General features: G+C 70.9%; 19 protein-coding genes. 7 read left to right on the plus strand and 12 right to left on the minus strand.

The window, feature by feature from the left end:
* Nucleotides 1-30 precede the first annotated feature (30 nt).
* The gene (locus Pmi06nite_RS03335) at nucleotides 31-1,101 is read left to right on the plus strand and encodes a DNA alkylation repair protein (RefSeq protein WP_203951328.1); all 1,071 of its coding nucleotides are present in this window, start codon (nucleotides 31-33) and stop codon (nucleotides 1,099-1,101) included.
* Between the two features lie 7 nt (nucleotides 1,102-1,108).
* On the opposite strand, the gene Pmi06nite_RS03340 is transcribed toward Pmi06nite_RS03335, so the two are convergent.
* Nucleotides 1,109-1,681 (minus strand): hypothetical protein, encoded by a 573-nt coding sequence (locus Pmi06nite_RS03340; RefSeq protein WP_203951329.1) that lies wholly within the window; start codon nucleotides 1,679-1,681, stop codon nucleotides 1,109-1,111.
* Between the two features lie 110 nt (nucleotides 1,682-1,791).
* On the opposite strand from Pmi06nite_RS03340, the gene Pmi06nite_RS03345 reads away from it, so the two are divergent.
* The 4 genes from Pmi06nite_RS03345 (at nucleotide 1,792) to Pmi06nite_RS03360 (ending at nucleotide 4,354) form a co-directional block, all read left to right on the plus strand.
* The gene (locus Pmi06nite_RS03345) at nucleotides 1,792-2,607 is read left to right on the plus strand and encodes an alpha/beta fold hydrolase (RefSeq protein WP_239113571.1); all 816 of its coding nucleotides are present in this window, start codon (nucleotides 1,792-1,794) and stop codon (nucleotides 2,605-2,607) included.
* 258 nt (nucleotides 2,608-2,865) lie between these two features.
* Entirely contained in the window at nucleotides 2,866-3,102 is a 237-nt protein-coding gene (locus Pmi06nite_RS03350) for a hypothetical protein (protein ID WP_203951331.1), read from the plus strand.
* A gap of 52 nt (nucleotides 3,103-3,154) precedes the next feature.
* Nucleotides 3,155-3,766 carry a DUF3887 domain-containing protein gene (locus tag Pmi06nite_RS03355; protein WP_203951332.1) on the plus strand — a complete coding sequence of 204 codons (612 nt, stop codon included), beginning with the start codon at nucleotides 3,155-3,157 and terminating at the stop codon, nucleotides 3,764-3,766.
* A gap of 147 nt (nucleotides 3,767-3,913) precedes the next feature.
* Complete coding sequence (locus Pmi06nite_RS03360; RefSeq protein WP_239113573.1) at nucleotides 3,914-4,354, plus strand: ester cyclase; 441 nt, start codon at nucleotides 3,914-3,916, stop codon at nucleotides 4,352-4,354.
* Here Pmi06nite_RS03360 and Pmi06nite_RS03365 read toward each other — a convergent pair.
* Genes Pmi06nite_RS03365 through Pmi06nite_RS03380 form a run of 4 tightly spaced genes read right to left on the minus strand, consistent with a single transcriptional unit; the run spans nucleotide 4,351 to nucleotide 9,876 of the window.
* Nucleotides 4,351-5,496, minus strand: a complete 1,146-nt coding sequence (locus tag Pmi06nite_RS03365; protein ID WP_203951334.1) for an acyl-CoA dehydrogenase family protein — start codon at nucleotides 5,494-5,496, stop codon at nucleotides 4,351-4,353. The genes Pmi06nite_RS03360 and Pmi06nite_RS03365 overlap by 4 nt on opposite strands.
* Nucleotides 5,497-6,390, minus strand: coding sequence for a hydroxymethylglutaryl-CoA lyase (locus tag Pmi06nite_RS03370; RefSeq protein WP_203951335.1), 894 nt, complete (start codon nucleotides 6,388-6,390; stop codon nucleotides 5,497-5,499).
* A complete protein-coding gene (locus Pmi06nite_RS03375) occupies nucleotides 6,381-8,300 on the minus strand; it encodes an acetyl/propionyl/methylcrotonyl-CoA carboxylase subunit alpha (RefSeq protein ID WP_203951372.1) in 1,920 nt (639 codons plus the stop codon). The genes Pmi06nite_RS03370 and Pmi06nite_RS03375 overlap by 10 nt, the downstream gene beginning before the upstream one ends.
* Before the next feature lie 7 nt (nucleotides 8,301-8,307).
* On the minus strand, nucleotides 8,308-9,876 hold the full coding sequence (locus Pmi06nite_RS03380) for a carboxyl transferase domain-containing protein (RefSeq protein ID WP_203951373.1): 1,569 nt from the start codon (nucleotides 9,874-9,876) through the stop codon (nucleotides 8,308-8,310).
* A gap of 54 nt (nucleotides 9,877-9,930) precedes the next feature.
* On the opposite strand from Pmi06nite_RS03380, the gene Pmi06nite_RS03385 reads away from it, so the two are divergent.
* On the plus strand, nucleotides 9,931-10,509 hold the full coding sequence (locus tag Pmi06nite_RS03385) for an SACE_7040 family transcriptional regulator (protein WP_239113575.1): 579 nt from the start codon (nucleotides 9,931-9,933) through the stop codon (nucleotides 10,507-10,509).
* Nucleotides 10,510-10,525: 16 nt separating this feature from the next.
* Here the strand turns inward: Pmi06nite_RS03385 and Pmi06nite_RS03390 are convergent, their stop codons facing one another.
* From Pmi06nite_RS03390 to Pmi06nite_RS03410, 5 genes are all read right to left on the minus strand, one after another.
* The gene (locus tag Pmi06nite_RS03390; protein WP_239113577.1) at nucleotides 10,526-12,628 is read right to left on the minus strand and encodes a thiamine pyrophosphate-dependent enzyme; all 2,103 of its coding nucleotides are present in this window, start codon (nucleotides 12,626-12,628) and stop codon (nucleotides 10,526-10,528) included.
* A 176-nt stretch (nucleotides 12,629-12,804) separates the two neighbouring features.
* Nucleotides 12,805-13,659 (minus strand): ABC transporter permease, encoded by an 855-nt coding sequence (locus Pmi06nite_RS03395; protein ID WP_203951338.1) that lies wholly within the window; start codon nucleotides 13,657-13,659, stop codon nucleotides 12,805-12,807.
* Between the two features lie 5 nt (nucleotides 13,660-13,664).
* Complete coding sequence (locus tag Pmi06nite_RS03400) at nucleotides 13,665-14,636, minus strand: ATP-binding cassette domain-containing protein (protein ID WP_203951339.1); 972 nt, start codon at nucleotides 14,634-14,636, stop codon at nucleotides 13,665-13,667.
* Nucleotides 14,636-15,184 (minus strand): PadR family transcriptional regulator, encoded by a 549-nt coding sequence (locus Pmi06nite_RS03405; protein ID WP_203951340.1) that lies wholly within the window; start codon nucleotides 15,182-15,184, stop codon nucleotides 14,636-14,638. The genes Pmi06nite_RS03400 and Pmi06nite_RS03405 overlap by 1 nt, the downstream gene beginning before the upstream one ends.
* Nucleotides 15,185-15,269: 85 nt before the next feature.
* Complete coding sequence (locus Pmi06nite_RS03410; RefSeq protein WP_239113581.1) at nucleotides 15,270-16,355, minus strand: magnesium and cobalt transport protein CorA; 1,086 nt, start codon at nucleotides 16,353-16,355, stop codon at nucleotides 15,270-15,272.
* Between the two features lie 67 nt (nucleotides 16,356-16,422).
* Between Pmi06nite_RS03410 and Pmi06nite_RS03415 the strand changes: the two genes are divergently transcribed.
* Entirely contained in the window at nucleotides 16,423-17,181 is a 759-nt protein-coding gene (locus Pmi06nite_RS03415; protein ID WP_203951342.1) for a M50 family metallopeptidase, read from the plus strand.
* 9 nt (nucleotides 17,182-17,190) lie between these two features.
* Here the strand turns inward: Pmi06nite_RS03415 and Pmi06nite_RS03420 are convergent, their stop codons facing one another.
* Both Pmi06nite_RS03420 and Pmi06nite_RS03425 read right to left on the minus strand, forming a co-directional pair.
* The gene (locus tag Pmi06nite_RS03420; protein WP_203951343.1) at nucleotides 17,191-20,304 is read right to left on the minus strand and encodes an AAA family ATPase; all 3,114 of its coding nucleotides are present in this window, start codon (nucleotides 20,302-20,304) and stop codon (nucleotides 17,191-17,193) included.
* The gene (locus Pmi06nite_RS03425; protein WP_203951344.1) at nucleotides 20,301-21,419 is read right to left on the minus strand and encodes an exonuclease SbcCD subunit D; all 1,119 of its coding nucleotides are present in this window, start codon (nucleotides 21,417-21,419) and stop codon (nucleotides 20,301-20,303) included. Before Pmi06nite_RS03425 ends, Pmi06nite_RS03420 begins: the two co-directional genes overlap by 4 nt.
* Between the last annotated feature and the right edge of the window lie 84 nt (nucleotides 21,420-21,503).

Below are 21,503 nucleotides of genomic sequence, written 5' to 3' on the forward strand. Positions count from 1 at the left end.
ATGTCGGCACCGCCTGGCAGCCTGTCGGCTGTGGCCGAACCATTGAAGGAAATGATCAACCTCGAGTCCGTGCGCCGGCTCGCCGACGGGGTGGCCGCGGCGTGGGCGCCGTTCCGGGGCGACGACTTCGTGTCCGCCGCCACGACCGGTCTCGGCGGACTGGAGCTGAAGGACCGCGTCCGGCACGTCGCGCAGGCACTGGACGGCGCCCTTCCGCTGCCGTTTCCCGAGGCGGCCGCCGCGCTCCGGGAGGCGGCGGCACGCGTCCGGCTGGACATGTGGAGCGGCTGGCCGGCCACCGACTACGTCGGCACGCGCGGGCTCGACCACCTGGACGAGGCGATGGCCACGCTGGCGGCCCTCACCCCGTACGCCACCGGCGAGTTCGCGGTCCGGCCCTTCCTCGACCGCCACCGGGACGACGCCCTGAAGATCATGTACGGCTGGGCCGGGTCGGCGGACGAGCACCTGCGGCGACTCGCCTCAGAGGGGTCACGCCCCCGGCTGCCGTGGGGTTCACGCGTCCGCTGGCTGATGTCGCCGGGGCCCACCCTGCCCATCCTCGACCTGCTCCGCGACGACCCGAGCGAATACGTCCGGCGCTCGGTGGCCAACCACGTCAACGATCTCGCGAAGGATCACCCCGAGGTGGCGATCGACCTGCTGGGCCGATGGCGGACCGAGGGGGGCTCCCATGTCGAGCGGGTCGTCCGTCATGCCATGCGCGGCCTGATCCGCTCCGGGCATCCGGAGGCGCTGTCGCTGATGGGCGCCGTCCCCGGCAGCGGGGCGGTCGAGTCGCTGGCCCTCGACGGCACCGAGGTGGCGGTGGGCGAGCGACTGCCGTTCACGGTCACGGTCCGCGCCGACTCCCCGGGCCCCGTGGTGCTCAAGTACGCCGTGCGTCGTGACGGTTCGCGGAGGATCTTCCACCTCGGCGAGCGCGTCGCCACCGCTTCGGGGCAGCGCTTCACGGTGACCAAATCCCATTCGTTCCGGCCGGTCACGACCAGGACCGAGCCTCCCGGTCCCCGCGTGCTCGAGATCGTCGTCAACGGCGAGGTCCGGGCAAGCGCCGCCTTCACCCTCGTCGAGGGCTAGCGGGCGTCTAGTCGAAGTCGGTGCAGGTCGCGTACCAGTCGCCCGTCAGGTGGTCGGCGGTGGAGACCGGGAGGTCCTGCACCCGGCCACCCGGCGTGTAGGCGAATCCGCACTGCTCAAGCATTCCGCCGACACCGTCCACGTCGAAGATCACAGCGCCCCCGGACCGCTGGACATCACTGATGGAGAACACTCCGACGAACCGGCCCACGAAAATGTGATCCTCGCCGGCCGGAAGCGACTCGGCGTATTCGACCAGCGCCGGTTCGGAGACGAGGAACGCGACGCGCGTCGGCACTCCGATGATTACGAGAACGGCGGTCAGAACGCCGATGATGGGCGGCCACGCGTGCAATTTGGCGGCCCGGGTGGCGGATCCGACGAGAAGAATCAGCCACCACACACCCGCGAACAGCCATGCCCCGAGAGCGGCAAGGGTGCCGAGAAAATGACCGCCCGGAGGGGCGGAGGCGACCAATGTCAGCGCCGCCGCGAATGCAGCCGGGGTGGTGAACCACAGCCACCTCGATCGCCCGGATCTCGTGTCCTGCCGGGTATCAGGCACCTCGTCGAGCGTCACGGGCCGACCTTAGATCATCCGGAAACCCCACGAGGACGAATTCGTCTAGCAGGCAAACAACGCATTCCCTGAAACACTCGTCCTGCGGGATGACACCGAAGGAGGCCGGGATGCGAATCGACCTTGACGGCATCGGCATCAATGTGGCCGACACGGGGCAGGGCGCGCCGGTCCTGCTTCTGCACGGCTGGCCTGACACCCATGACCTGTGGCGAAACCAGGTGGCCGCCCTCACGGCGGCCGGATACCGGACGATCGCCCCGGACCTGCGCGGGCTGGGCGACTCCGATAAGCCCGGCACCGTCGAGGAGTACCGGGTGATGCGGCTGGTCGGCGACCAGGCGGCGCTGCTGGACCGTCTTCAGGTGCCGAAGGTTCACCTCATCGCCCATGACTGGGGGGCGGCGATCGCGTGGGCCATGGCCGCGCTGATGCCCGAGCGCGTCGCCAGCCTCACCTGCATGTCGGTCGGCCATCCCACGGCGTTCGCGGCGGCCGGTCTGGTCCAGCGGCAGAAGTCCTGGTACATGCTGCTGTTCCAGTTCCCCGGGATCGCCGAGCGCTGGCTCTCCCAGGACGATTTCCGCAACTTCCGCGAGTGGGCGCACCACCCCGACCACGAGGCGGTGGTGGCCCGGCTGCGCGTTCCCGAGGCGTTGAGTGCGAGCCTCGGCCTGTACCGCGCGAACGTTCCCCCGGAATCGCTGGTCTCCCCTCCCCCCCAACTGCCGCCGATCCAGGCGCCCACCATGGGCGTGTGGAGCACCGGCGACTTCGCGCTGGCCGAGGCCGGCATGACCGGCTCAGCCGCCTTCGTGGCCGGCCCGTGGCGCTACGAGCGGGTCGAAGGAGCCGGGCACTGGCTGCAACTGGAGGCACCCGACCAGGTCAACCGCCTCCTGCTCGACTTCCTGAACGGAGCATGATCGGCGTGGGGAACAGCTTCACCGCGTACGGTTCGTCGTCTGAGCCGGAGGAGCTGTCCCTGTCCAACGGCGGCACCGACGTCTTCCTCGACGTGCTCACCCTGGCGGGCTGCATCCTCGCCGAGACGCCCTGGCAGCAGAACCTCGTGCTGCATTTCGCCGACGGGCATTCGCCACAGCCGGGGATTCTTCGGATTCGACCTCGGCGAAGTTCCATGGACCGCCGACTGGGCGGCGGAGAAGGCGTTCTTCCTCGCGATGATCGACATGGCGAGCGGACGCCACGGCTGGGATCGGCTCCGCTACGACCCTCCATACGTCGCCGGATCCCTCGGCACCTATCGGGCGATGCTGACCGGGTTCACGCCCGTGCCGGTCGAGAGGCCGAGCTGGGGCGACTGGCGGAAAGCTCCGCCACCGGATCTGCTGACGCTCTGCCCCAGGCACCTCATCTGCCAGGGGGAGTTCGGATGCCGTCTGTGTGACGACGCCTAGAGCGTGTAAACCAAACCTTGACGCGCTCGACGTAAAGGCTACGTTTACACGTATGGACGAGCGGCTCGGTGAACTCGCCGAACAGGTGGCGCGAAGCGCCCGGCATCTGGCCGAGGTGGCGAAGCAAGAGGCGGGGGCACCCGGCGAGCTGGCCACCGTCCGGCTGGCGCAGCAACTGGACGCGCTGTCGGGTGTGACGTTGCGGGTCTGCGTGGAGCGGGCCCGGGCAGCGGGTCACACCTGGCAGGAGCTCGGCGATCTCCTCGGAGTCAGCCGGCAGGCCGCTTTTCAGCGTTTCGGCAAACCCATCGACCCCCGAACGGGAGCACCCATGAGCAACACGGCACAGACCGACGCGGCCGGCCGCGCCACCGCCCTGCTCGCCGACTGGACCGAAGGCCGGTACGAGCAGGTCGTCGCGGACTTCGACGCGACGATGAGCGCGGCCCTGTCCGCCACGGAGTTGGCGGCCGCCTGGGCACAGGTCGTCGGCACTGTCGGGACCCTGGAACGGACCGACGAGCCGCTGGTCCGCGCCCAGGGCGACCTGACCGTGGTGGACATCCCACTGGAGTTCGAGGCCGGTGAGATGAAGGCCCGTTTCACCTTCAACGCGGACCGGACCGTCGGCGGCCTGTTCATCCTCAATCTCGACGTCCCCTGATTTACCTCGTTAGCGCCGGCATGGGCCGGCCGTGAAACCGCGAGCCGCTCCGTGGCGTACATACAACGCCGTCGTGATCAGGGGCTGATCGTGCGCCGGGTAAACATGAGAGAGGGTCCATATTCCGACCATGGAAGGGCCGTGGTCATGTCAGCTCCCTGGAACGTCAAGCGTCGGCTCACCGAAGCGATCAACGCGCACGACGTGCACCGAATAGCCGAGCTCTTCACCCCGGACGGCGTCCTCGTCTCGCCGGCAGGCGTGGCGGAGGGGCGTGAGCAGATCGCCTGGATCTATGAGCAGCTGTTCAAAGGCTTCCCGGACTGTCGTCTGACCCCGTGGTACGAGGTCTACGACTGCGATGCGCCCCTGATGGCGGAATGGACGGTCACCGGCACCCACACGGGTCCCTTCCTTCTCCCCGACGGGAGCGAAATCGAACCAACGGGCCGCCGCATCACCATCCGCGGCTCATGCGCGTCCTTCGTCGAGAACGACAAGATCACCACGCACCGGGAGTACTTCGATCAGCTGGAGCTGTACACCCAGCTCGGCTTGTGCCTGACGGAGCCCAGCACGGTCTCCTAGGCGCCCAGGCCGAGTTCGCGGGCGATGAGCATGCGCTGGACCTCGCTGGTGCCTTCGCCGATCTCGAGGATCTTGGCGTCACGGTAGAAGCGCCCGACAGGGAACTCGTTCATGAAGCCGTAGCCGCCGAAGATCTGGGTGGCGTCCCGCGCGTTGTCCATCGCCGCGTTCGACGAGACGAGCTTGGCGATCGCGGCCTCCTTCTTGAACGGCAGGCCGGCCAGCATGCGCTCGGCCGCGTGGTAGTAGGCGAGCCTGGCCGTGTGGACTCGGGCCTCCATGTCGGCGATCTTGAACTGGATGGCCTGGTAGCGGCCGATCGCGTTGCCGAAGGCCGTGCGTTCCCCGACGTACCTGACCGATTCGTCCACGCAGCCCTGTGCGAGGCCTACGGAGAGGGCGGCGATGGCGACGCGCCCCTCGTCCAGGGTCTGCAGGAACTGGGCGTAACCCCGGCCGCGCTCGCCGAGCAGGTTCTCCTCGGGCACCCGGCAGCCCGAGAAGGACAGCTCACGGGTGTCGGAGGCCGACCAGCCGACCTTGGAGTACTTCTTGGACACCGTGAAGCCCGGCGTGCCGGAGGGCACGAGGATGGTCGAGATCTCCGGCTTGGCACCGTTCTTGCCGGTGATCGCGGCCACGGCCACCACTCCGGTGATGTCCGTCCCCGAGTTGGTGATGAAAGCCTTGGTCCCGTCGATCACCCATTCGCCCCCGTCGAGCACGGCGGTGGTCCGCATGCCTCCGGGGACGTCCGATCCGCCGCCGGGCTCGGTCAGGCCGAAGGCCCCGAGCATCTCCCCCGAGGCCAGTTTGGGGAGCCAGTGTTCCTTCTGCTCGGCCGTACCGAACCGGAGAATCGGCATCGCGCCGAGCGAGACCGCCGCCTCCAGCGTGATCGCCACGGAGGAGTCGACCCTGGCCAGCTCCTCGAGCGCCAGGCAGAGGGCGAAGTAGTCGCCGCCCATGCCGCCGTACTCCTCGGGGACGGGCAGGCCGAACAGCCCCATCGCTCCCATTTTGCGGACGATGTCGTAGGGGAACTCGCACCGCTCGTAGTAGTCCCCGATGACGGGGGCGACCACCTCTCGGGCGAAGGCCTCGACCGTCTTGCGCAGCTCGATGTACTCGTCGCCCAGCATCTAGATCTCCTTCGCGAGCGCCTGGACGACCCGGGACGGGCTCGGACGGCCGAGCTTCCCGGCGAGCCACAGGCTGGTGGCGGTCAATGAACGGAGGTCGACCCCGGTCTCGATGCCGAGACCGTCGAGCATCCAGACCAGGTCCTCGGTCGCGAGGTTGCCGGTGGCGCTCTTGGCGTACGGGCAGCCGCCGATGCCGCCCGTCGAGGCGTCCACCGTGGTCACCCCCATGCGCAGCGCGGTGAGCGTGTTGGCCAGTGCCTGGCCGTAGGTGTCGTGGAAGTGGACCGCCAGCCGTTCGGCGCCGACGCCCTCGGCCCGGAACGCCTCCAGCAGCGCGGTGACGTGGGCGGGGGTGCCGACGCCGATCGTGTCGCCGAGCGACAGCTCATAACAGCCGAGATCGAGCAGTCTCCGCCCCACCCGCACCACCTGGGCGGGCGCGACCGGGCCCTCCCACGGGTCGGCGAAACACATGGAGACGTACGCCCTGACGCGCAGGCCGTGTTCCAGCGCCCGCGCCACCACCGGCTCGAACATCTCGAACTGGGAGTCCAGCGACCTGTTGAGGTTGCGCCGCGCGAAGGTCTCCGTCGCGCTGCCGAAGATCGCGATCTCGGTGACCCCGTGCTCCAGCGCCCGGTCCAGGCCCCGTTCGTTGGGCACCAGCACCGGGTAGCGCACGCCGGGGACGCGGGGCAGCCCGTCCAGGAGTTCGGCCGCGTCGGCCAGCTGGGGAACCCACTTGGGGTGGACGAAGCTGGTGGCCTCGATCGTGGTCAGGCCGGCGTCGGCCAGCCGGCCGATGAACTCCCGCTTCACCTCGACCGGTACGACGACGTCCTCGTTCTGGAGGCCGTCCCTGGGCCCGACCTCGTAGATCGTCACTCGCATGCCGTCACCCGCGCAAGCACGGCGTCGAGCTCGACGGTCTGCCCCGGCCGGGCGCGCAGCTCGGCGAGCACTCCGTCGAGGGGCGCGGTCACGGTGTGTTCCATCTTCATCGCCTCCACGATGAGCAGCGCCTGGCCCGCGATCACCCGGTCGCCTTCGGCCGCCTTCACCACCAGCACGGTTCCGGGCATGGGACTGCGGACGACGCCGTCCGCGGCGTGGGCGCCACCGGGCCGGTCCCCCGGGTCGCCGGGCTCGTGCCGGGCGAACGGCCAGGCCTGGCCGTCCCTTCCGAGCCAGACGGTGTCGCGGTCGTCGGCGGTCACGTAGCGCCGGGTGGTGCCGGCCACAGTCACGGCCGCCTCCCCGGTCCCCAGCTCGATCCTGGCGCGGCCAAGTGAACGACCATTAACTTCGATCTCCGCGTCGTCCGCCGGCCCGCGCACCCTCGCGTACCGGTGGTCGGTCCAGGCGCGCTCCCCCAGCCGCCAGCCGTCCGCCACGTCCCAGGGATCGCCCGTGGCGTCGCCGGCGGTGCGCGAGTGGAAGACGAGCGCGGCCGCCGCCAGGACCTCGTCGGGCACCGGACCTCCGGCGAGGTCGCCGAGGTGCCGCTCGACGAGGCCCGTGTCCAGGCGTCCGGCCACCACGTCGGGATGGGTCAGCAGCGCTCGCAGGAAGGCGATGTTGGTGGTCACGCCGAGGATCGCGGTCGAGGCCAGGGCCCGGTCCAGCGTCCTCAGCGCGTCCTGCCTGCCGGGGGCCCACGCCACGACCTTGGACAACATCGGGTCGTAGTCGCTGCCCACGACCATCCCCTCGGCCAGCCCGGAGTCGACCCTGACTTCCGTGGGCTCGCGCAGGGCGAGCACGCGGCCTCCCGTGGGCAGGAAGTCGCGCGAGGGGTCCTCGGCGTAGACCCGCGCCTCGACGGCATGACCCTCCAGGCGGACGCCGTCCTGGCCGAACGGCAACGGCTCCCCCGCGGCGATCCTGAGCTGGAGTTCGACGAGGTCGAGGCCGGTCACCATCTCGGTCACCGGATGCTCTACCTGCAGCCGGGTGTTCATCTCCATGAAGAAGAACTCCAACGGCCCGGGCCGCCCGGGGACGATGAACTCCACCGTGCCCGCTCCGACGTACCCGACCGACCTGGCGGCTTCGACCGCCGCGGCGCCCATCCGCTCCCGCGTCTCGGCGTCGAGCAGCGGGGACGGCGCCTCCTCGATGATCTTCTGGTGGCGCCGCTGCAGGCTGCACTCGCGCTCGCCCAGATGGACGGCGTTGCCGTGGGCGTCGGCCATGACCTGGATCTCGATGTGCCGGGGGGTCTCGACGTACCGCTCGACGAGCAGCGTGCCGTCCCCGAACGCGGCGATCGCCGTACGCCGGGCGGATTCGACCGCGTCCGGGAGCTCGGCCGCGGTCCTGACCAGCAGCATGCCCTTGCCTCCGCCGCCCGCGGAAGGCTTGATCAGCGCGGGGAAGCGGTCCCACTCGAGGAGATCGTCGTCCGGCTCGGCGGCGCCCGGCACCACCGGCACACCGGCCCGCGAGACGGTCGCCTTGGCCTTGATCTTGTCGCCCATGGCCTCGATGGCGGCGGGCGGCGGGCCGACGAACACCAGGCCCGCCTCCGCGCACCGCCGCGCGAAGTCCGCGTTCTCGGCGAGGAACCCGTAACCGGGATGCACCGCCTGCGCCCCCGTCGCGAGGGCCGCCTCGATGATCCCGTCCGCGTCGAGGTAGCCCCGCGGGAGCCGTACGGCGAGGTCGGCCGCCCGGACGTGGGGGGCGTCGCGGTCGGCGTCGCCGTACACGGCTACGGAGCGGACGGCCATGGCCCGCAACGTCCGGATGATCCGGACGGCGATCTCGCCACGATTGGCGATCAGCACGCTGTCGAACATCATGCGCTCACATCCGGAAGACGCCGTAGCCGACGGGGTCGAGCGGCGCGTTGGCGGCGGCGCCGAGTGCCAGGCCGAGGACGGTCCGGGTGTCCGCGGGGTCGATCACGCCGTCGTCCCAGATCCTGGCCGTCGAGTAGTAGGGGTTGCCCTGGTGTTCGTACTGGGCGCGGATCTCGTCCGCGTCGGCGCTCCCCACCGTGGACAGGACGGTGGCCGCCTGCTCGCCGCCCATGACGGAGATCCGGGCGTTCGGCCACATCCACAGGAACCTCGGCGAGTACGCCCGCCCCGCCATCGCGTAGTTGCCCGCGCCGAACGAGCCGCCGATGATCACGGTGAACTTCGGGACCCGCGCGCAGGCCACGGCGGTGACCATCTTCGCGCCGTGCTTGGCGATCCCCCCGGCCTCGTACGCCTTGCCGACCATGAACCCGCTGATGTTCTGCAGGAAGACCAGGGGGATGCTGCGCCGGTCGCACAACTCGATGAAGTGCGCGCCCTTCAGCGCGGACTCGCTGAACAGGATGCCGTTGTTGGCGACGATCCCCACCGGGTGGCCGTGGATCCGGGCGAAGCCGGTGACCAGGGTGGGACCGTACTCGGCCTTGAACTCCAGGAAGCGACTGCCGTCGACGACGCGGGCGATGACGTCCCGCACGTCGTAGGGCGTCCGGGTGTCCTGCGGGACGATCCCGTACAGCTCACGCGGATCGTGGGCCGGCGGCTCCCCGGGGGCGACCTCCCACGGCGGGGCCGAACGCGGCCCGAGCGTGGCGACGATGTCCCTGACGATCTTCAAGGCGTGGGGGTCGTCCTCGGCGAGGTGGTCGGTGACTCCGCTGACGCGCGCGTGGACCTCGCCGCCGCCCAGTTCCTCGGCCGTGACGGTCTCGCCCGTGGCGGCCTTCACCAGCGGCGGGCCGCCCAGGAAGATCGTGCCCTGGCCGCGGACGATCACGGCCTCGTCGCTCATCGCGGGCACGTAGGCGCCGCCCGCCGTGCACGACCCGAGGACCGCGGCGATCTGCGGGATGCCCCGCGCCGACATCGTGGCCTGGTTGTAGAAGATCCGCCCGAAATGCTCCCGATCGGGGAAGACCTCGTCCTGCCTGGGGAGGAACGCCCCGCCCGAGTCCACGAGGTAGACGCAGGGCAGGTTGTTGTGCAGGGCCACCTCCTGGGCGCGGAGGTGCTTCTTGACGGTGACGGGGTAGTACGTCCCGCCCTTGACGGTGGCGTCGTTGGCCACGACCACGCACTCGCGGCCGGAGATCCGCCCGATTCCCGTGATGATCCCCGCGGCGGGCGCCTGGTCGTCGTAGAGACCGGTGGCGGCGAGCGGGGACAACTCCAGGAACCGCGCACCCGGGTCGAGCAGCGTGTCCACCCGGTCCCTCGGCAGCAACTTGCCCCGCTGGACATGCCGCTCGCGGGATCGCTCGGGACCGCCCAGGGCGGCCGCCGCCAGCCGGTCGCGCAGGTCGGCGACGAGGCCCTCGTTCGCCTCCGCGTTCCGCTTGTACGGCTCGGCGCCCGGGTCGCACGTGCTCTCCAGCACCGGCCAGGCACTCATGCTCATGCTCGGATGTTAGTCATCATTAACTGGCTTCGTCTACCATGGGGTGTCGTGACCACCGCACGAATCCCTACCCGCAATCGGCGCGCCGAGATCCTCGGCGCGGCGGCCGCCCTGTTCGCGGCGCGGGGCTTCCACGGGGTGTCCATCGAGGACATCGGCTCAGCCGTGGGGATCTCCGGGCCGGCGCTCTACCGCCATTTCAGCGGCAAGGACGCGCTGCTCCGGGAGATGTTGCTCGACATCAGCGAGCGGCTGCACGAACAGGGCGCCCGGCTCGCGACCGCGCCCCCGACGGCGGAGGCCGCGCTCGACGCGCTGCTGGGCGGCCACATCGAGTTCGCGCTCGGCAATCCCGAGCTCATCCGGGTCCACGAGCGGGAGCTCGACAACGTGCCGGAACCGGCCCGCCGCGCGATCCGGCGGCTCCAGCGGCTCTACGTCGAGGAGTGGGTGACGGTCCTCAGCGAGCTGCACCCCTCCTGCGAGCCCGCGCGCCTGCGCGCCGCCACCCACGCGGTCTTCGGCCTGCTCAACTCGACACCCCGGAGCGCCGGCGAGCTCCCGCCCGAGGCGATGGCCTCCGTCCTGCACGAGATGGCGCGCGCCGCCTTCGCCGCCCTGCCCTGAAAGCCCTGAAAGGGCGTCAGGCGAGCATTTTGCGCGCCGCGTCCTCGATGTCGGACTCCGAGAGCAGCACGGTGCCGGACGCGTCGCCCAACGGGACGAAGCTGTCGCGCGACGTCACCCGGGCGATCTTCCCGGTGAAGCCGTTGTCGATGAGCGCGGCGATCACGCTCTCGGAGACGCCGCCGCTGCGCCGGGTCTCGTCGGCGATCAGGACCTTGCCGGTGAGCTCCGCCGAGTGCATCAGATCCTCGATGGGCAGGGGGGACAGCCAGCGCAGATCGAGGACCCGGCAGCCCTTCTCCTCCGCCGTGAGCTTCACGGCCGCCCGCAGACTCATCCGCACGCCGTTGCCGAACGTGACGATCGTGAGGTCGCGGCCGTCGCCGTACGAGCGCGCACGGCCGATCGGCACATGGGTCTCGGTCCACCTGGCGGGCGGCGCGTACGACGCGAGCCATCCACCGTCGCCCTCGTCGAAGAGGTCGCGGGTGTGGTAGAGCGCGATCGGCTCCAGGAAGACGCAGACGCTCCCATCGGTGCGGGCGGAGGCGAGGCAGGTGCGCAGCATGGCCGCCGCGTCGTCCGGCCGGGCCGGCGACGCGATGACGACACCGGGGATGTCGCGCAGAGCGGCGATCGAGTTGTCGTTGTGGAAGTGCCCGCCGAAGCCCTTCTGATAGGCATAGGCGGCCACGCGGAGCACCATGGGGTTGCGGAACGCCCCCTGCGAGAAGAACTGCAGCGTGGCGGCCTCTCCCCGGATCTGGTCGAGCGCGTTGTGCAGGTAGGCCAGATATTGGACCTCGGGCACGGGCAGCAGGCCGGACAGCCCTGAGCCGAGCGCGAGGCCGAGGATCGCCTGCTCGTCCAGCAGCGTGTCGAAGACCCGCTCGGAGCCGAACTTCCGCAGCAGGCCGCGGGTCACGCCGTACACGCCGCCCTTTCTGGCGACGTCCTCGCCGAACACCATGACGCCCGGGTCCAACGCCATCATGTCCGCGAGGGTCCTGTTGACGGACTGCGCGAGCGTGAGCTTGCCCTCCAGCTCGGGGAGCGTGCCGAACGTCCGGTCCCGTACCTCGGTGAGCGCCGCCCTGGCGATCTCGGCGGCGACGGCCTCGGGGTCGCGTGGGGCGAGCGGGGCCATCACCTCCTCCGCTGTGGTGAGGCGGGGCCGGCGGGTGCACTCCATCGCCAGCTTGATGATGTGCTCGCGTTCGGCCTCGTAGCGGGACAACAATTCGTCGGGCTCGGCGAGGCCGCCCTCGACGAGCAGCCGGGCCGTGGCCACCAGGGGGTCGCGCTCCAGGTCGAGGGCGATCTCCTTGCGGGTGCGGTAGCCGATCTCCACGTCGGAGCCCGCGTGGCCCATCAGCCGGACTGTCCGCATGCGCAGGAAGGCGGGCGAACGGGTCGACCGCACATACTCGGCCGCCTCGCGAGCCTTGTCGTAGACGTCCGCCAGGTCGCAGCCGTCCGCGTCGAAGTACTCGAGCAGGGGGTGGTGGGCCTGCTCGATCCAGCCAGGGGGCGTCTTCACGCTGATGCCGAGGCCGTTGTCCTCACAGACGAACAAAACGGGAAGCTGGAGCCCCCGGAACCGGCTGTAGGCCGCGGTGTTGAACCCGCTCAGCGCGGAGGCGTGGTTGGCGGAGGCGTCACCGAAGCTGCAGACGGCGACGGCGTCCTGCGGCCACCCCGACGAGACGCCGAGGGTCCTGGCGCGCTCGATGGCGAAGCCGACGCCGACCGCGCGCGGGAGGTGGCTGGCGATCGTGGACGTCTGCGGGATCACCGCGAGGTCGTGGTGGCCGAACACCTTGTGCCGGCCGCCCGCGATCGGTTCCTCCACCGACGCGGCGAGGCCGAGGAGGACGTCGCGCAGTCCCTCCTCGGCCAGCCGCCCGGCCTGAGCGGATCGGGTCAGGTAGAACGCGCCCGACCGGTAGTGCAGGAGCGCGGGGTCGGACACGCGGAGGGCCGCGGCCACGGCCGCGTTGCCCTCGTGCCCTGCCGACCCGATCGTGTAGAAACCCTCACCGCGCTCGCGCAGCACCCGCGCGGCGATGTCGAGGAGCCGGCTTGCCAGCTGCACCTCGAAAAGCTCGCGGCACCGCATGCCTGTAAGGGTCGTTCCCGGTCGCACCGGCAGGCTCGGATCCCTGGGGGATCCCGGCGTCAGAGCACCGACGGCCTCGGCGAAATGAGTCTCCACAGCGTCCCGCACCACAAGCCCGATTATGTCGCAGGATGCACGCTCCGTCCCGCACAGTGATGACTCCGTTCAGATCTCCTTCACTCCGCGCGCCTGAACTGGGTGATCGCCACGCCGAGCAGGGCGGCGCCGATGGCGGCGACCAGGCCGATCTCCACGATGACGGGCAGCCGCCAGCCGAACCAGGTCACTCCGGGGTTGAGCATCGCGTTGACCTGTGCGGGCACGTCCAGCCGGCCGAACACCGCCTGCCGCATCGGGTCGACGGCGTAGGTCAGCGGGTTCACCGTGGTCAGGACGTGCAGCCACGAGGGCAGGTTGGCCAGGGGGAACATGGCGCCCGACAGGAACATCATCGGCATGATGGCCATCTGCATGACCCCGAAGAACGACTGCATGTTGCGCATCCGGGCGGCGAGGAGCACGCCGAAGGCCGTGATCGAGAAGGCCGCGAGGAACATCTCCCCCAGCAGCGTGACGAGCAGGATCGGCGAGTACGGCACGCCGACGAGACCGGCGAGGGCGAGGATGATGACGCCCTGCGCGGTGGCGACGACGGCGCCGCCCAGGCACTTGCCGACCACGATCGCGCCCCGGCTCACGGGTGCGACGAGCATCTCGCGCAGGAAGCCGAACTCGCGGTCCCAGACGATCGAGCCGGCGGAGAACATCGCCGTCATGATCACGGTCATCGAGATCATGCCCGGATACATGAACGTGCGGTAGTCGATGCCCGGGATCACCCCGCGCACCAGCGTGCCCAGCCCGGTTCCCATGACGAACAGCCACAGGATCGGCTGGATCAGCATTGTGATCATGCGGGTGCGGTCGTTCGCGAACCGCAGCAGTTCCCGGTGGAGCACCACCTTGATCGCACGGGCGTCGTGCGAGCCGGTCCTCGGGGGGACGCGCACCCCGACCACTTCGGCAGTCATCGATTTCACCTTCCTCGGGCCATCGCACGCATCCACGCGTTGCCGTCGCCTGACTCGGCGTCGCGGATGGTGGAGCCGGTGTAGGACATGAAGACGTCGTCGAGCGACGGGCGGGATACGCTGACCGACCGGATCGGCAGCCCGAGATCGGCGAACAGCAGCGGCACGAACGACTCGCCGGACGCCACGGCGAAGGTCACCTGGCCCTCGTGGACGGCGGCGTCGATGTCGAAGCGGTCCTTGAGCAGCGCGATCGTCTTGTCGTCGTCACCCGTCTGGAGCTGGACCCGGTCCTTGCCGATGCTCGCCTTGAGCGCCTCCGGAGAGTCGATCACCACGATCTCGCCGTGGTCGATGATCGCGATCCGGTCGCAGAACTCGGCTTCCTCCATGTAGTGCGTCGTCATGAAGATCGTGATGTCCTCAGTCAGGCGCAATTTGTTGATATATCCCCAGATGGCGGACCGGGTCTGCGGGTCGAGCCCCACGGTGGGCTCGTCGAGGAACAGCACACGAGGCGAGTGCAGCAGGCCGCGGGCGATCTCCAGCCGGCGCTTCATGCCGCCGGAGAAGGTCATGACCTTGCTGTCCTTGCGGTCCCACAGGGCGACCATCTCCATGACCTGCCTGAGCCGGTCGTCGAGCGCCGACCTGGGCACGCCGTACAGCTCCGCGTGGAAGCGCAGGTTCTGCTCCGCGGTGAGGTATCCGTCCAGCGTCGGGTCCTGGAAGACCAGCCCGATGTTCTGGCGGACCTGGTCGCGCTGGGACACCACGTCGTGCCCGGCCACCGTCGCGGTGCCGCCCGTGGGGTTGATCAGCGTGCAGAGCATGCTGATCGTCGTCGTCTTGCCCGCGCCGTTCGGCCCGAGGAAGCCGAACACCTCGCCGGGGGCGACCTCGAAGTCGACCCCCTTCACCGCCTCGACCTTTCCGTAGGTCTTCTTCAGGCCTTTCACGGCCACCGCGGCATCCATCACTCGCCCTCCGAAAGGATCCTGAACATCGCCTGACGGGTGCTCTTGAGAAGCTTCTTCGTCTCGGCGACCTGCCGGTCGTCCGCCACGTGCGTGAGGTGCACGAACGCCTCGCCGAGATGGCCCCACAACAGGCGCAGCTCGTGCCGGTCCTCGGGGAGGCTGCGCGCCACGTCGGCCCACGGCTCGGCGCCCTCGTCCGCGTTTTCGCGGCCCTTGTCCGTCAGCCGATAGGTGCGGCTGCCGCCTGACTCCTCGCCCCGGACGAGGCCCTCGTCCTCCAGTTGCTGGAGCGCGGGGTAGACCGAACCGGGGCTCGGCCGCCATACGCCGCCGCTGCGCCGGGAGATCTCCTCGATCATCTGGTAGCCGTTGCGCGGCTCCTCGGTGAGGAGCCTGAGCAGGGCGATCCTGACGTCGCCGCGCCGTACCCGTGGTGCGAAATGCGGCGGCACAGGGGGCGCGGGGGGCATCGGGGGAAGCGGGGGAAGCCCGTGGTGGGGCGGTGGCGGGGCGCCCATCCAGTGCGGGTGCTCGTCTTCGTACATCTCCTTCTCCTCAACTATCGAGATAGCGTAAAGATATATCTAGATAGTTGACAGAGCAAGGCACTTTTTACTGTGCCTTGGGAGATCAGAGCCAGTCGCGGCGTTTGAAGACGAAGTAGAGGGTCAGGCAGACCACGCCCATGAGCACGACGGCGAACGGGTAGCCGACGGCCCAGTGCAGCTCGGGCATGTGGTCGAAGTTCATGCCGTAGATGGTGCCGACCAGCGTCGGCGCGAACAGGATGGCCGCCCACGCCGAGATCTTCTTCACCTCGTCGCCCTGGGCGATGCTGGCGGCGGTGAGCTTGGTCATCTCCTCGTTCTGGGCCTGGCTGACCAGCGTCGAATTGACGATCAGGATGTCCTGGAGCATCTGCCGGAACACCGCCACCCGCTCGGTCACGGTGATGGCGTGGTCGGACACGTCACGGAGGTAGCTCTGCAGTTCCTCGTCCACGCCGTACTTGGGCGAGGCGGCGATGAAGCCGTCGAGCATGCCCACCAGGGGGCTGGTCGCGCGCTGGAACTCGATGACCTCGCGCGACAGCGCGTAGATGCGCCGCGGCGCGGCCGGGTCCCCGCCGAAGACCTGGACCTCGATCTCGTCGATGTCGTTCTGCAGTCCGGCGACCACGGGCGCGTACCCGTCCACCACCGCGTCGAGGATCGCGTACAGCACGGCCTGCGGACCCTGGCGCAGGAGGTCGGGGTTCGACTCCATCCGGCGGCGCACCCTCGACAGGTCGGGCGCCTCGCTGTGCCGTACGGTCAGGACGAAGTCGGGGCCGATGAAGACGTGCAGCTCACCGAACTCGACCTTCTCCTCCTGGTCGAGGTAGCGCGCCGCCCTGAGCACCACGAAGAGGGTCTCTCCGTAGCGGTCGGCCTTGGGCCGCTGGTGGGCGACGATCGCGTCCTCGATCGCCAACTCGTGCAGGCCGAATTCCTCGGAGGCCTTCACCAGCTCCGAGTCCTCCGGCCGGTAGAGGCCGATCCACGCCATCGCGCCGGGTCTGGACCGCAGCGACGTGATCGCGGCGGCCAGCGACGGGGGCGAGTCCACCCGTCTGCCGCCGACGTAGATCGCGTTGTCGACCACGCTCTCCCGGGTCGCCTCCTGCTCGCCCGACCGGGGGTCCATCGAATGCTCGGGGGAATTTTCCACCTTCATTCGCATCAAGCCACGTAATCCACGTATTCCACGCTCAGCCACACATAGACGGTAGAGCCTCGAACCCATGAAGTGCCCGGAGGCCGTACGATTCCCCGCGGAGGTGGCCCACCTGAACGCCCTCTGGAACGAGCTGACCGCGACACAGGTCGCGCCCCCGCTCTGGCTGATCGTCCTGTCCGGCTGCGTCGCGCTCGCGGTCATCGCCTACCGGCCGTCGTGGCACGTCTCCCGCGGGCTGATCACGATCGCGCACGAGGGAGGCCACGCGCTGGTGGCCGTGGTGACCCGGCGGAAGCTGCAGGGCATACGGCTGCATTCGGACACCTCGGGCGTGACGCTCACGCGGGGCAACCCGAGAGGTCTGGGGATGGTGGCGACCGCGGCCGCGGGATACGTCGCCCCTTCGCTGCTCGGGTTCGGGGCCGCCTGGCTCGTCGCGGACGGCTACATCACGTTGCTCCTGTGGGCGGTGCTCCTGCTGCTCGCCTGCATGCTGTTCAAGATCAGGAACCTCTACGGCGCGGCGGCGTTGCTCGCCGTGGGCGGGGCCGTGTTCACTCTGTCGTGGTTCGCGCCCCCGACCGCCCAGGCCGTGTCCGCGTACGGAGCGGTCTGGTTCCTGCTGCTGGGCGGCATGCGCCCGATCCTCGAACTGCAGAGCAAACGGCGCAGGGGGCGGGCGCCCGACTCCGACGCCGACCAGCTCGCCCGGCTCACGCGGATTCCCGGCACCTTCTGGGTGTTGTTGTTCCTGCTCGTCTCCGCGGTCTCTCTCGTGACCGGCACCTATCTCCTCGCGGTCCGGTGGATCCCCGTCGCCTGACCGCGTCCCTCACGCGAGCGTCGAGCCTGCCCTGCCCTTGACCACCCGCAGCTGAACGGGCACGCGGACGCGCAACTCAGCGACGTGGCTGACGATGCCGACCGCCCGGCCGCCTTCGCGAAGGCCGTCGAGGATGTCGAGCACGTCGTCGAGCGTCTCCTCGTCGAGCGTGCCGAAGCCCTCGTCCACGAACAGGGTGCCGATCTCCGCGCCGCCCGCCTCGGCCGTCACGACGTCGGCCAGCCCCAGCGCGAGGGCGAGGGAGGTGATGAAGCTCTCCCCTCCGGACAGCGTGGCCGGGTCTCTGTCGACGCCGGTCCACGCGTCGAGGACGCGCAGGCCGAGCCCGCCGCCCGACCGGCCCCGGTCGCCCGCGGCCCGGCGGAGGTCGTGCTGGAGCAGGTAGCGCCCTGACGACATGTGCTCGAGCCGCTCGTTGGCGGCCTCGACCACCTGCCTGAGCCGCTCGCCGAGCACGAACGCCGACAGGCGCATGTGCCACTGGTTGTCGGCGGACGTCCCGCCCGCGAGCTCGGCGAGCCGGCGGGCGAGCCGGTGCCGCTCGGCGGCCGGGCGGTAGCGGGCGAGGGCCTCGCGCAGCTCTCCCGCGAGGGCCGTGAGCCGGGACGCCGTCTCCCCGGCGAGATCCCTGGCCGAGGTGCGGGCGGCGTGCTCCCGGTCGGCCCGGTCGTGCTCGCTCTCCAGGGTCGCGAGGTCCGGTGCGGGTTCGGCCGCCGCCGCGACGAGCTCGGGATCGGCGAGCAGCCGGCCGACGGCCACCTGCTCGCCGTCGAGGAACCTGAGGCGTTCGGCCATCGCCTCCAGATCGGCCGGCGCGCGCACCGCCGCCCCGGCGTGCTCGAGCCCGGCGAACCCCGCGTCGGTCGCGGCGTCGGTGGCCCGCTCGAGCGCCGCCCGGCGTTCGAGGTCCGCCGTGGCGGCGGCGCGGGTCGCCTCACTGGCGTCCCTGAGGAGTGCGGCCTCGTCGACGAGCCGGTCGAGCCGGGTCATGAGCGACGCGTCGCCACCCCGCGCGGCGTCCACCAGCGCGGCGAGCCTGCCTTCGTCGGCGGTCAGCTGCTCGTCACGCGCCCGGGTGTCCGCCGCCTCGATCGCGATCTCCTGGGCCTGGACCGTCAGGTCGTCCAGCTCGGCGGCCAGCCGGGCGGACCTGTCCGCCAGCTCGGGCTCCCGGGCCGCGACCTGCTCGGCGCGGCGCAGGCTCCGCTCCGCCTCGTCGAGGTCGCCGGCGTCACCGGGGAGGCGTTCCTTCTCCTCCAGCAGAGCGGTGAGCCCTGTCGTGGTCTCGGCGACACGGCGGCCGGCCAGGGCCACCTGGTCGCGGATCTCGGCGGCGAGGCGCGAGGACCACTCGGCGCACCTCTCCTCCGCCGCCTCGCGGGCCCGGCGGGCGAACTCGAAGGCGTCCTGGGCCGCCTGCTCGTCGTCGCCGCTCAACGCCCGGCCGGCGGCCTCAGCCGGCGCAGGGTGGTCGGCCGACCCGCACACCACGCACGGCTCCCCCGCGACGAGGGAGGCCGCCAGCTCGGCGGCCATGCCCTCGATCCGGGCACGGCGCACCTCCTGCAGCCGGTCGCGGGCGGTCTGCGCCCCGTCCACCGCGGCGCGCCTGGCCTGCTCGGCCGCGTCGAGCTCGCGGGCCAGCCGCGCGGCGGTCTCCAGCGCCGGAACCCCGGCCGCCGCCGCCCCCAGCCGGTGGTCCTGGGAGGCGGCGAGGATCCGCTTCTCGCTGTCCGCGAGAGCCGCGAGCTCGGCCTCCAGCACGCCGATCCGCCGTGTCACCTCGGCCGCACGCGCCGCGGTGTCCCTCGCGGCCGCCAGGCCCGGGACGCCCGCCGCGGCCAGGCGCGCCTCATCGAGGAGCATGCCGGCCTCGCGCCGGCCCTCGGGCAATGCGGCGAGCCGGACGGCGAGGGCCGCCTCACGCTCCCCGAGAGCCGTGAGCCTGCGTCTGCCGGCGTCGAGGTCGGCGCGCACCTGCCGCAGGCGGGTCTCCTCGGGAAGGAGTTGCCGCACCCGGGCGACCTCGTCGAGGCGCTCCCGCTCCATGGCCGCCAGACGCTCCTCGCCGGGCGGCTCCTGCCCCGGCAGCGCCCGGCTCGTGGCGTCGGCGGCCATCCGCCGGGCCTTGGCCGCGGCCTCGGCCCGCTGCTCCGCCAGGCGGATCAGAGGCAGCACCCGCGCGGCCCTGGCCGCGTCGTCGAGGATCGCCTGGATGTCCGCCCGTTCCTCGGCGGCGCCGTCCAGTGCCTCACGCCGGGCGAGCGCGTCCGCGTGCCTGCGCCGGCGGTCGGCCAGCGCCCGGCCGCCGGCGAGCAGGTCCCGAGCGGAGCGCAGGCGGGCCTCGCTCACCGCCCACAGTCCTGCGGCATGTTCGAAGGCGGCGGCGGCGAGGGCGACCACCGCCTCAGGCTCGTCCTCCGGCACGGGGAGCTCCGCGCCCGCCGCCCCGCGCATGCGGTCCACGACGGACTCGGCCCGCTGCCGGAGCTCCTGCTGATCGCGCCCGGTCCGCGTGCGGTGGTCGGCCAGCCACGCCTCGACGTCGGTGAAGATCTTGACGGAGAACAGCTTCTCGAGGAGCCTGCGGCGGTCGTCGCCGTCCGCCTGCAGGAACCGGGCGAAGTCGCCCTGCGGCAACATGGCGACCTGCCAGAACTGCTCGGCGTTCATCCCGAGCAACTCGCCGATCAGGTGACCGGCCTCGTCGGCGCGGGTGCTCCGCCCGATCCACGTGCCGGTGAACTCCTCCACGAGGACCTTGGCCTTCTCCTCGACCAGGCCCTCTCCCTTCAGCTTGGGCCGCATCCAGGCGGGCGACCGGGTGACGCGCAGGCGCCGCCCCCGGATCGTCACCTCCAGCGTGACGACGGGCCCCCGCCCGGGCGGTGCGTGGTCGCAACGCAGGCTGCGGGCGCTGTCCCGCCGGCCGGGGACCCGTCCGTACAGCGCGTAGCACACCGCGTCGAGCACGGTCGTCTTGCCCGCGCCCGTCGCCCCGTGGATCAGGAAGAGCCCCGCCTCCCCGAGGGCGTCGAAGTCGACCTCCTCGACCCCCGGGAAGGACCCGAACGCCTCCAGCACCAACCGGTGCAATCTCACAGGCTCTCCTTGATCCGGGAGGCCTCGACGGCCTCCCCGAGCAGGCGGATCTCCTCGTCGTCGGCCGGCTCACCGCGGACCTCGCGGACGAAGTCGGCCGCCACGTCGATCTCGGCGCGCCCCGCGACGTGGACCGGCCGGGCGGGCACGGCCACCGGGCCGTCGGGCTTGAAGGCGAGCGCCAGCGTGTGCGGGAAGCGGCGCCGCAGGCGCTCCATCGCCTCGCGCGGGCGGACCGGGTCGGTGAGGGTCACCTGGAGCCAGTGGTCCTCGCGGTCCGCGTGGCGGGCGTCGGTCAGCAGGTCGTCGAGACGGCCGCTCAGCGTGCCGACGGGCCGGGGAACGGGCGCGGGGACGAAGTCGACGCGGGCGTCCCCCGGCCCGTCGGCGTCGAGATCCACCAGCCAGGACCCCTTGCGCTGCCCCGCCTCGGAGAAGGAGTAGGCGATCGGCGACCCCGAGTAGCGGGCGGTCTCGCTCATCACCTGACGGCCGTGCAGATGGCCCAGCGCCACGTAATCGGCGCCGGCGAAGGCAGCCAGCGGCACGTGGGACACGCCGCCGACGCTGATGTCCCGCTCGCTGTCGCTCGCCTCGCCGCCGGTGACGAACGCGTGGGCGAGCACGACCTTGCGCCGGCCGGACCCGTCGGCGCGGATCCGCTCCATGGCGTGCGTGATCGCGGCCGTGTGGGTGCGCTCGGCCAGCTCCCAGGGGCCCCTGACCAGCTCGGGCTCCAGATAGGGGATGCCGTAGAAGGCCACGTCGCCGACGACGACCGGATCCCAGGCACGCGCCGGGTCGGTCCGCAGGTGCACCCGCTCCATGAGGCCGGCGCCGAAGCCGAGCCGTACGGAGGAGTCGTGGTTGCCGCTGATCAGCACCGTGTGCACACCCTCCGCCTTCAGCCGGGCGAGCGCCTCGTCGCACAGGGCCACCGCGTCGACCGGCGGCAGCGCCCGGTCGTAGACGTCTCCGGAGACCGCCACGACGTCGACCCGCTCGGCCCTGACCGTCTCTACGAGGTGCTCCACGAAGGCGGCCTGGGCGCTGAGCAGGCTCTCCCGGTGGAACGACCGGCCGAGATGCCAGTCGGAAGTGTGCAGGACACGCATGTCGCAGGAAGCTAACAGGTCCCTCCGACAAATGCGGCCCCACTGATCCCAAATCGATCCGGGCCATGGAACGAGTAATGACTT

Origin of the sequence: Planotetraspora mira (assembly GCF_016863275.1) — a bacterium.
Taxonomy (GTDB): domain Bacteria; phylum Actinomycetota; class Actinomycetes; order Streptosporangiales; family Streptosporangiaceae; genus Planotetraspora; species Planotetraspora mira.

Excerpts from the sequence above, each read along its gene's own strand:
- Pmi06nite_RS03345 (WP_239113571.1), top strand. The coding sequence starts at position 1,792 with ATGCGAATCGACCTTGACGGCATCGGCATCAATGTGGCCGACACGGGG.
- Pmi06nite_RS03350 (WP_203951331.1), top strand. The coding sequence starts at position 2,866 with ATGATCGACATGGCGAGCGGACGCCACGGCTGGGATCGGCTCCGCTAC.
- Pmi06nite_RS03355 (WP_203951332.1), top strand. The coding sequence starts at position 3,155 with ATGGACGAGCGGCTCGGTGAACTCGCCGAACAGGTGGCGCGAAGCGCC.
- Pmi06nite_RS03360 (WP_239113573.1), top strand. The coding sequence starts at position 3,914 with ATGTCAGCTCCCTGGAACGTCAAGCGTCGGCTCACCGAAGCGATCAAC.
- Pmi06nite_RS03365 (WP_203951334.1), bottom strand. The coding sequence starts at position 5,496 with ATGCTGGGCGACGAGTACATCGAGCTGCGCAAGACGGTCGAGGCCTTC.
- Pmi06nite_RS03370 (WP_203951335.1), bottom strand. The coding sequence starts at position 6,390 with ATGCGAGTGACGATCTACGAGGTCGGGCCCAGGGACGGCCTCCAGAAC.
- Pmi06nite_RS03375 (WP_203951372.1), bottom strand. The coding sequence starts at position 8,300 with ATGTTCGACAGCGTGCTGATCGCCAATCGTGGCGAGATCGCCGTCCGG.
- Pmi06nite_RS03380 (WP_203951373.1), bottom strand. The coding sequence starts at position 9,876 with ATGAGTGCCTGGCCGGTGCTGGAGAGCACGTGCGACCCGGGCGCCGAG.
- Pmi06nite_RS03390 (WP_239113577.1), bottom strand. The coding sequence starts at position 12,628 with ATGCGGTGCCGCGAGCTTTTCGAGGTGCAGCTGGCAAGCCGGCTCCTC.
- Pmi06nite_RS03395 (WP_203951338.1), bottom strand. The coding sequence starts at position 13,659 with ATGACTGCCGAAGTGGTCGGGGTGCGCGTCCCCCCGAGGACCGGCTCG.
- Pmi06nite_RS03400 (WP_203951339.1), bottom strand. The coding sequence starts at position 14,636 with ATGGATGCCGCGGTGGCCGTGAAAGGCCTGAAGAAGACCTACGGAAAG.
- Pmi06nite_RS03405 (WP_203951340.1), bottom strand. The coding sequence starts at position 15,184 with ATGTACGAAGACGAGCACCCGCACTGGATGGGCGCCCCGCCACCGCCC.
- Pmi06nite_RS03410 (WP_239113581.1), bottom strand. The coding sequence starts at position 16,355 with ATGAAGGTGGAAAATTCCCCCGAGCATTCGATGGACCCCCGGTCGGGC.
- Pmi06nite_RS03415 (WP_203951342.1), top strand. The coding sequence starts at position 16,423 with ATGAAGTGCCCGGAGGCCGTACGATTCCCCGCGGAGGTGGCCCACCTG.
- Pmi06nite_RS03425 (WP_203951344.1), bottom strand. The coding sequence starts at position 21,419 with ATGCGTGTCCTGCACACTTCCGACTGGCATCTCGGCCGGTCGTTCCAC.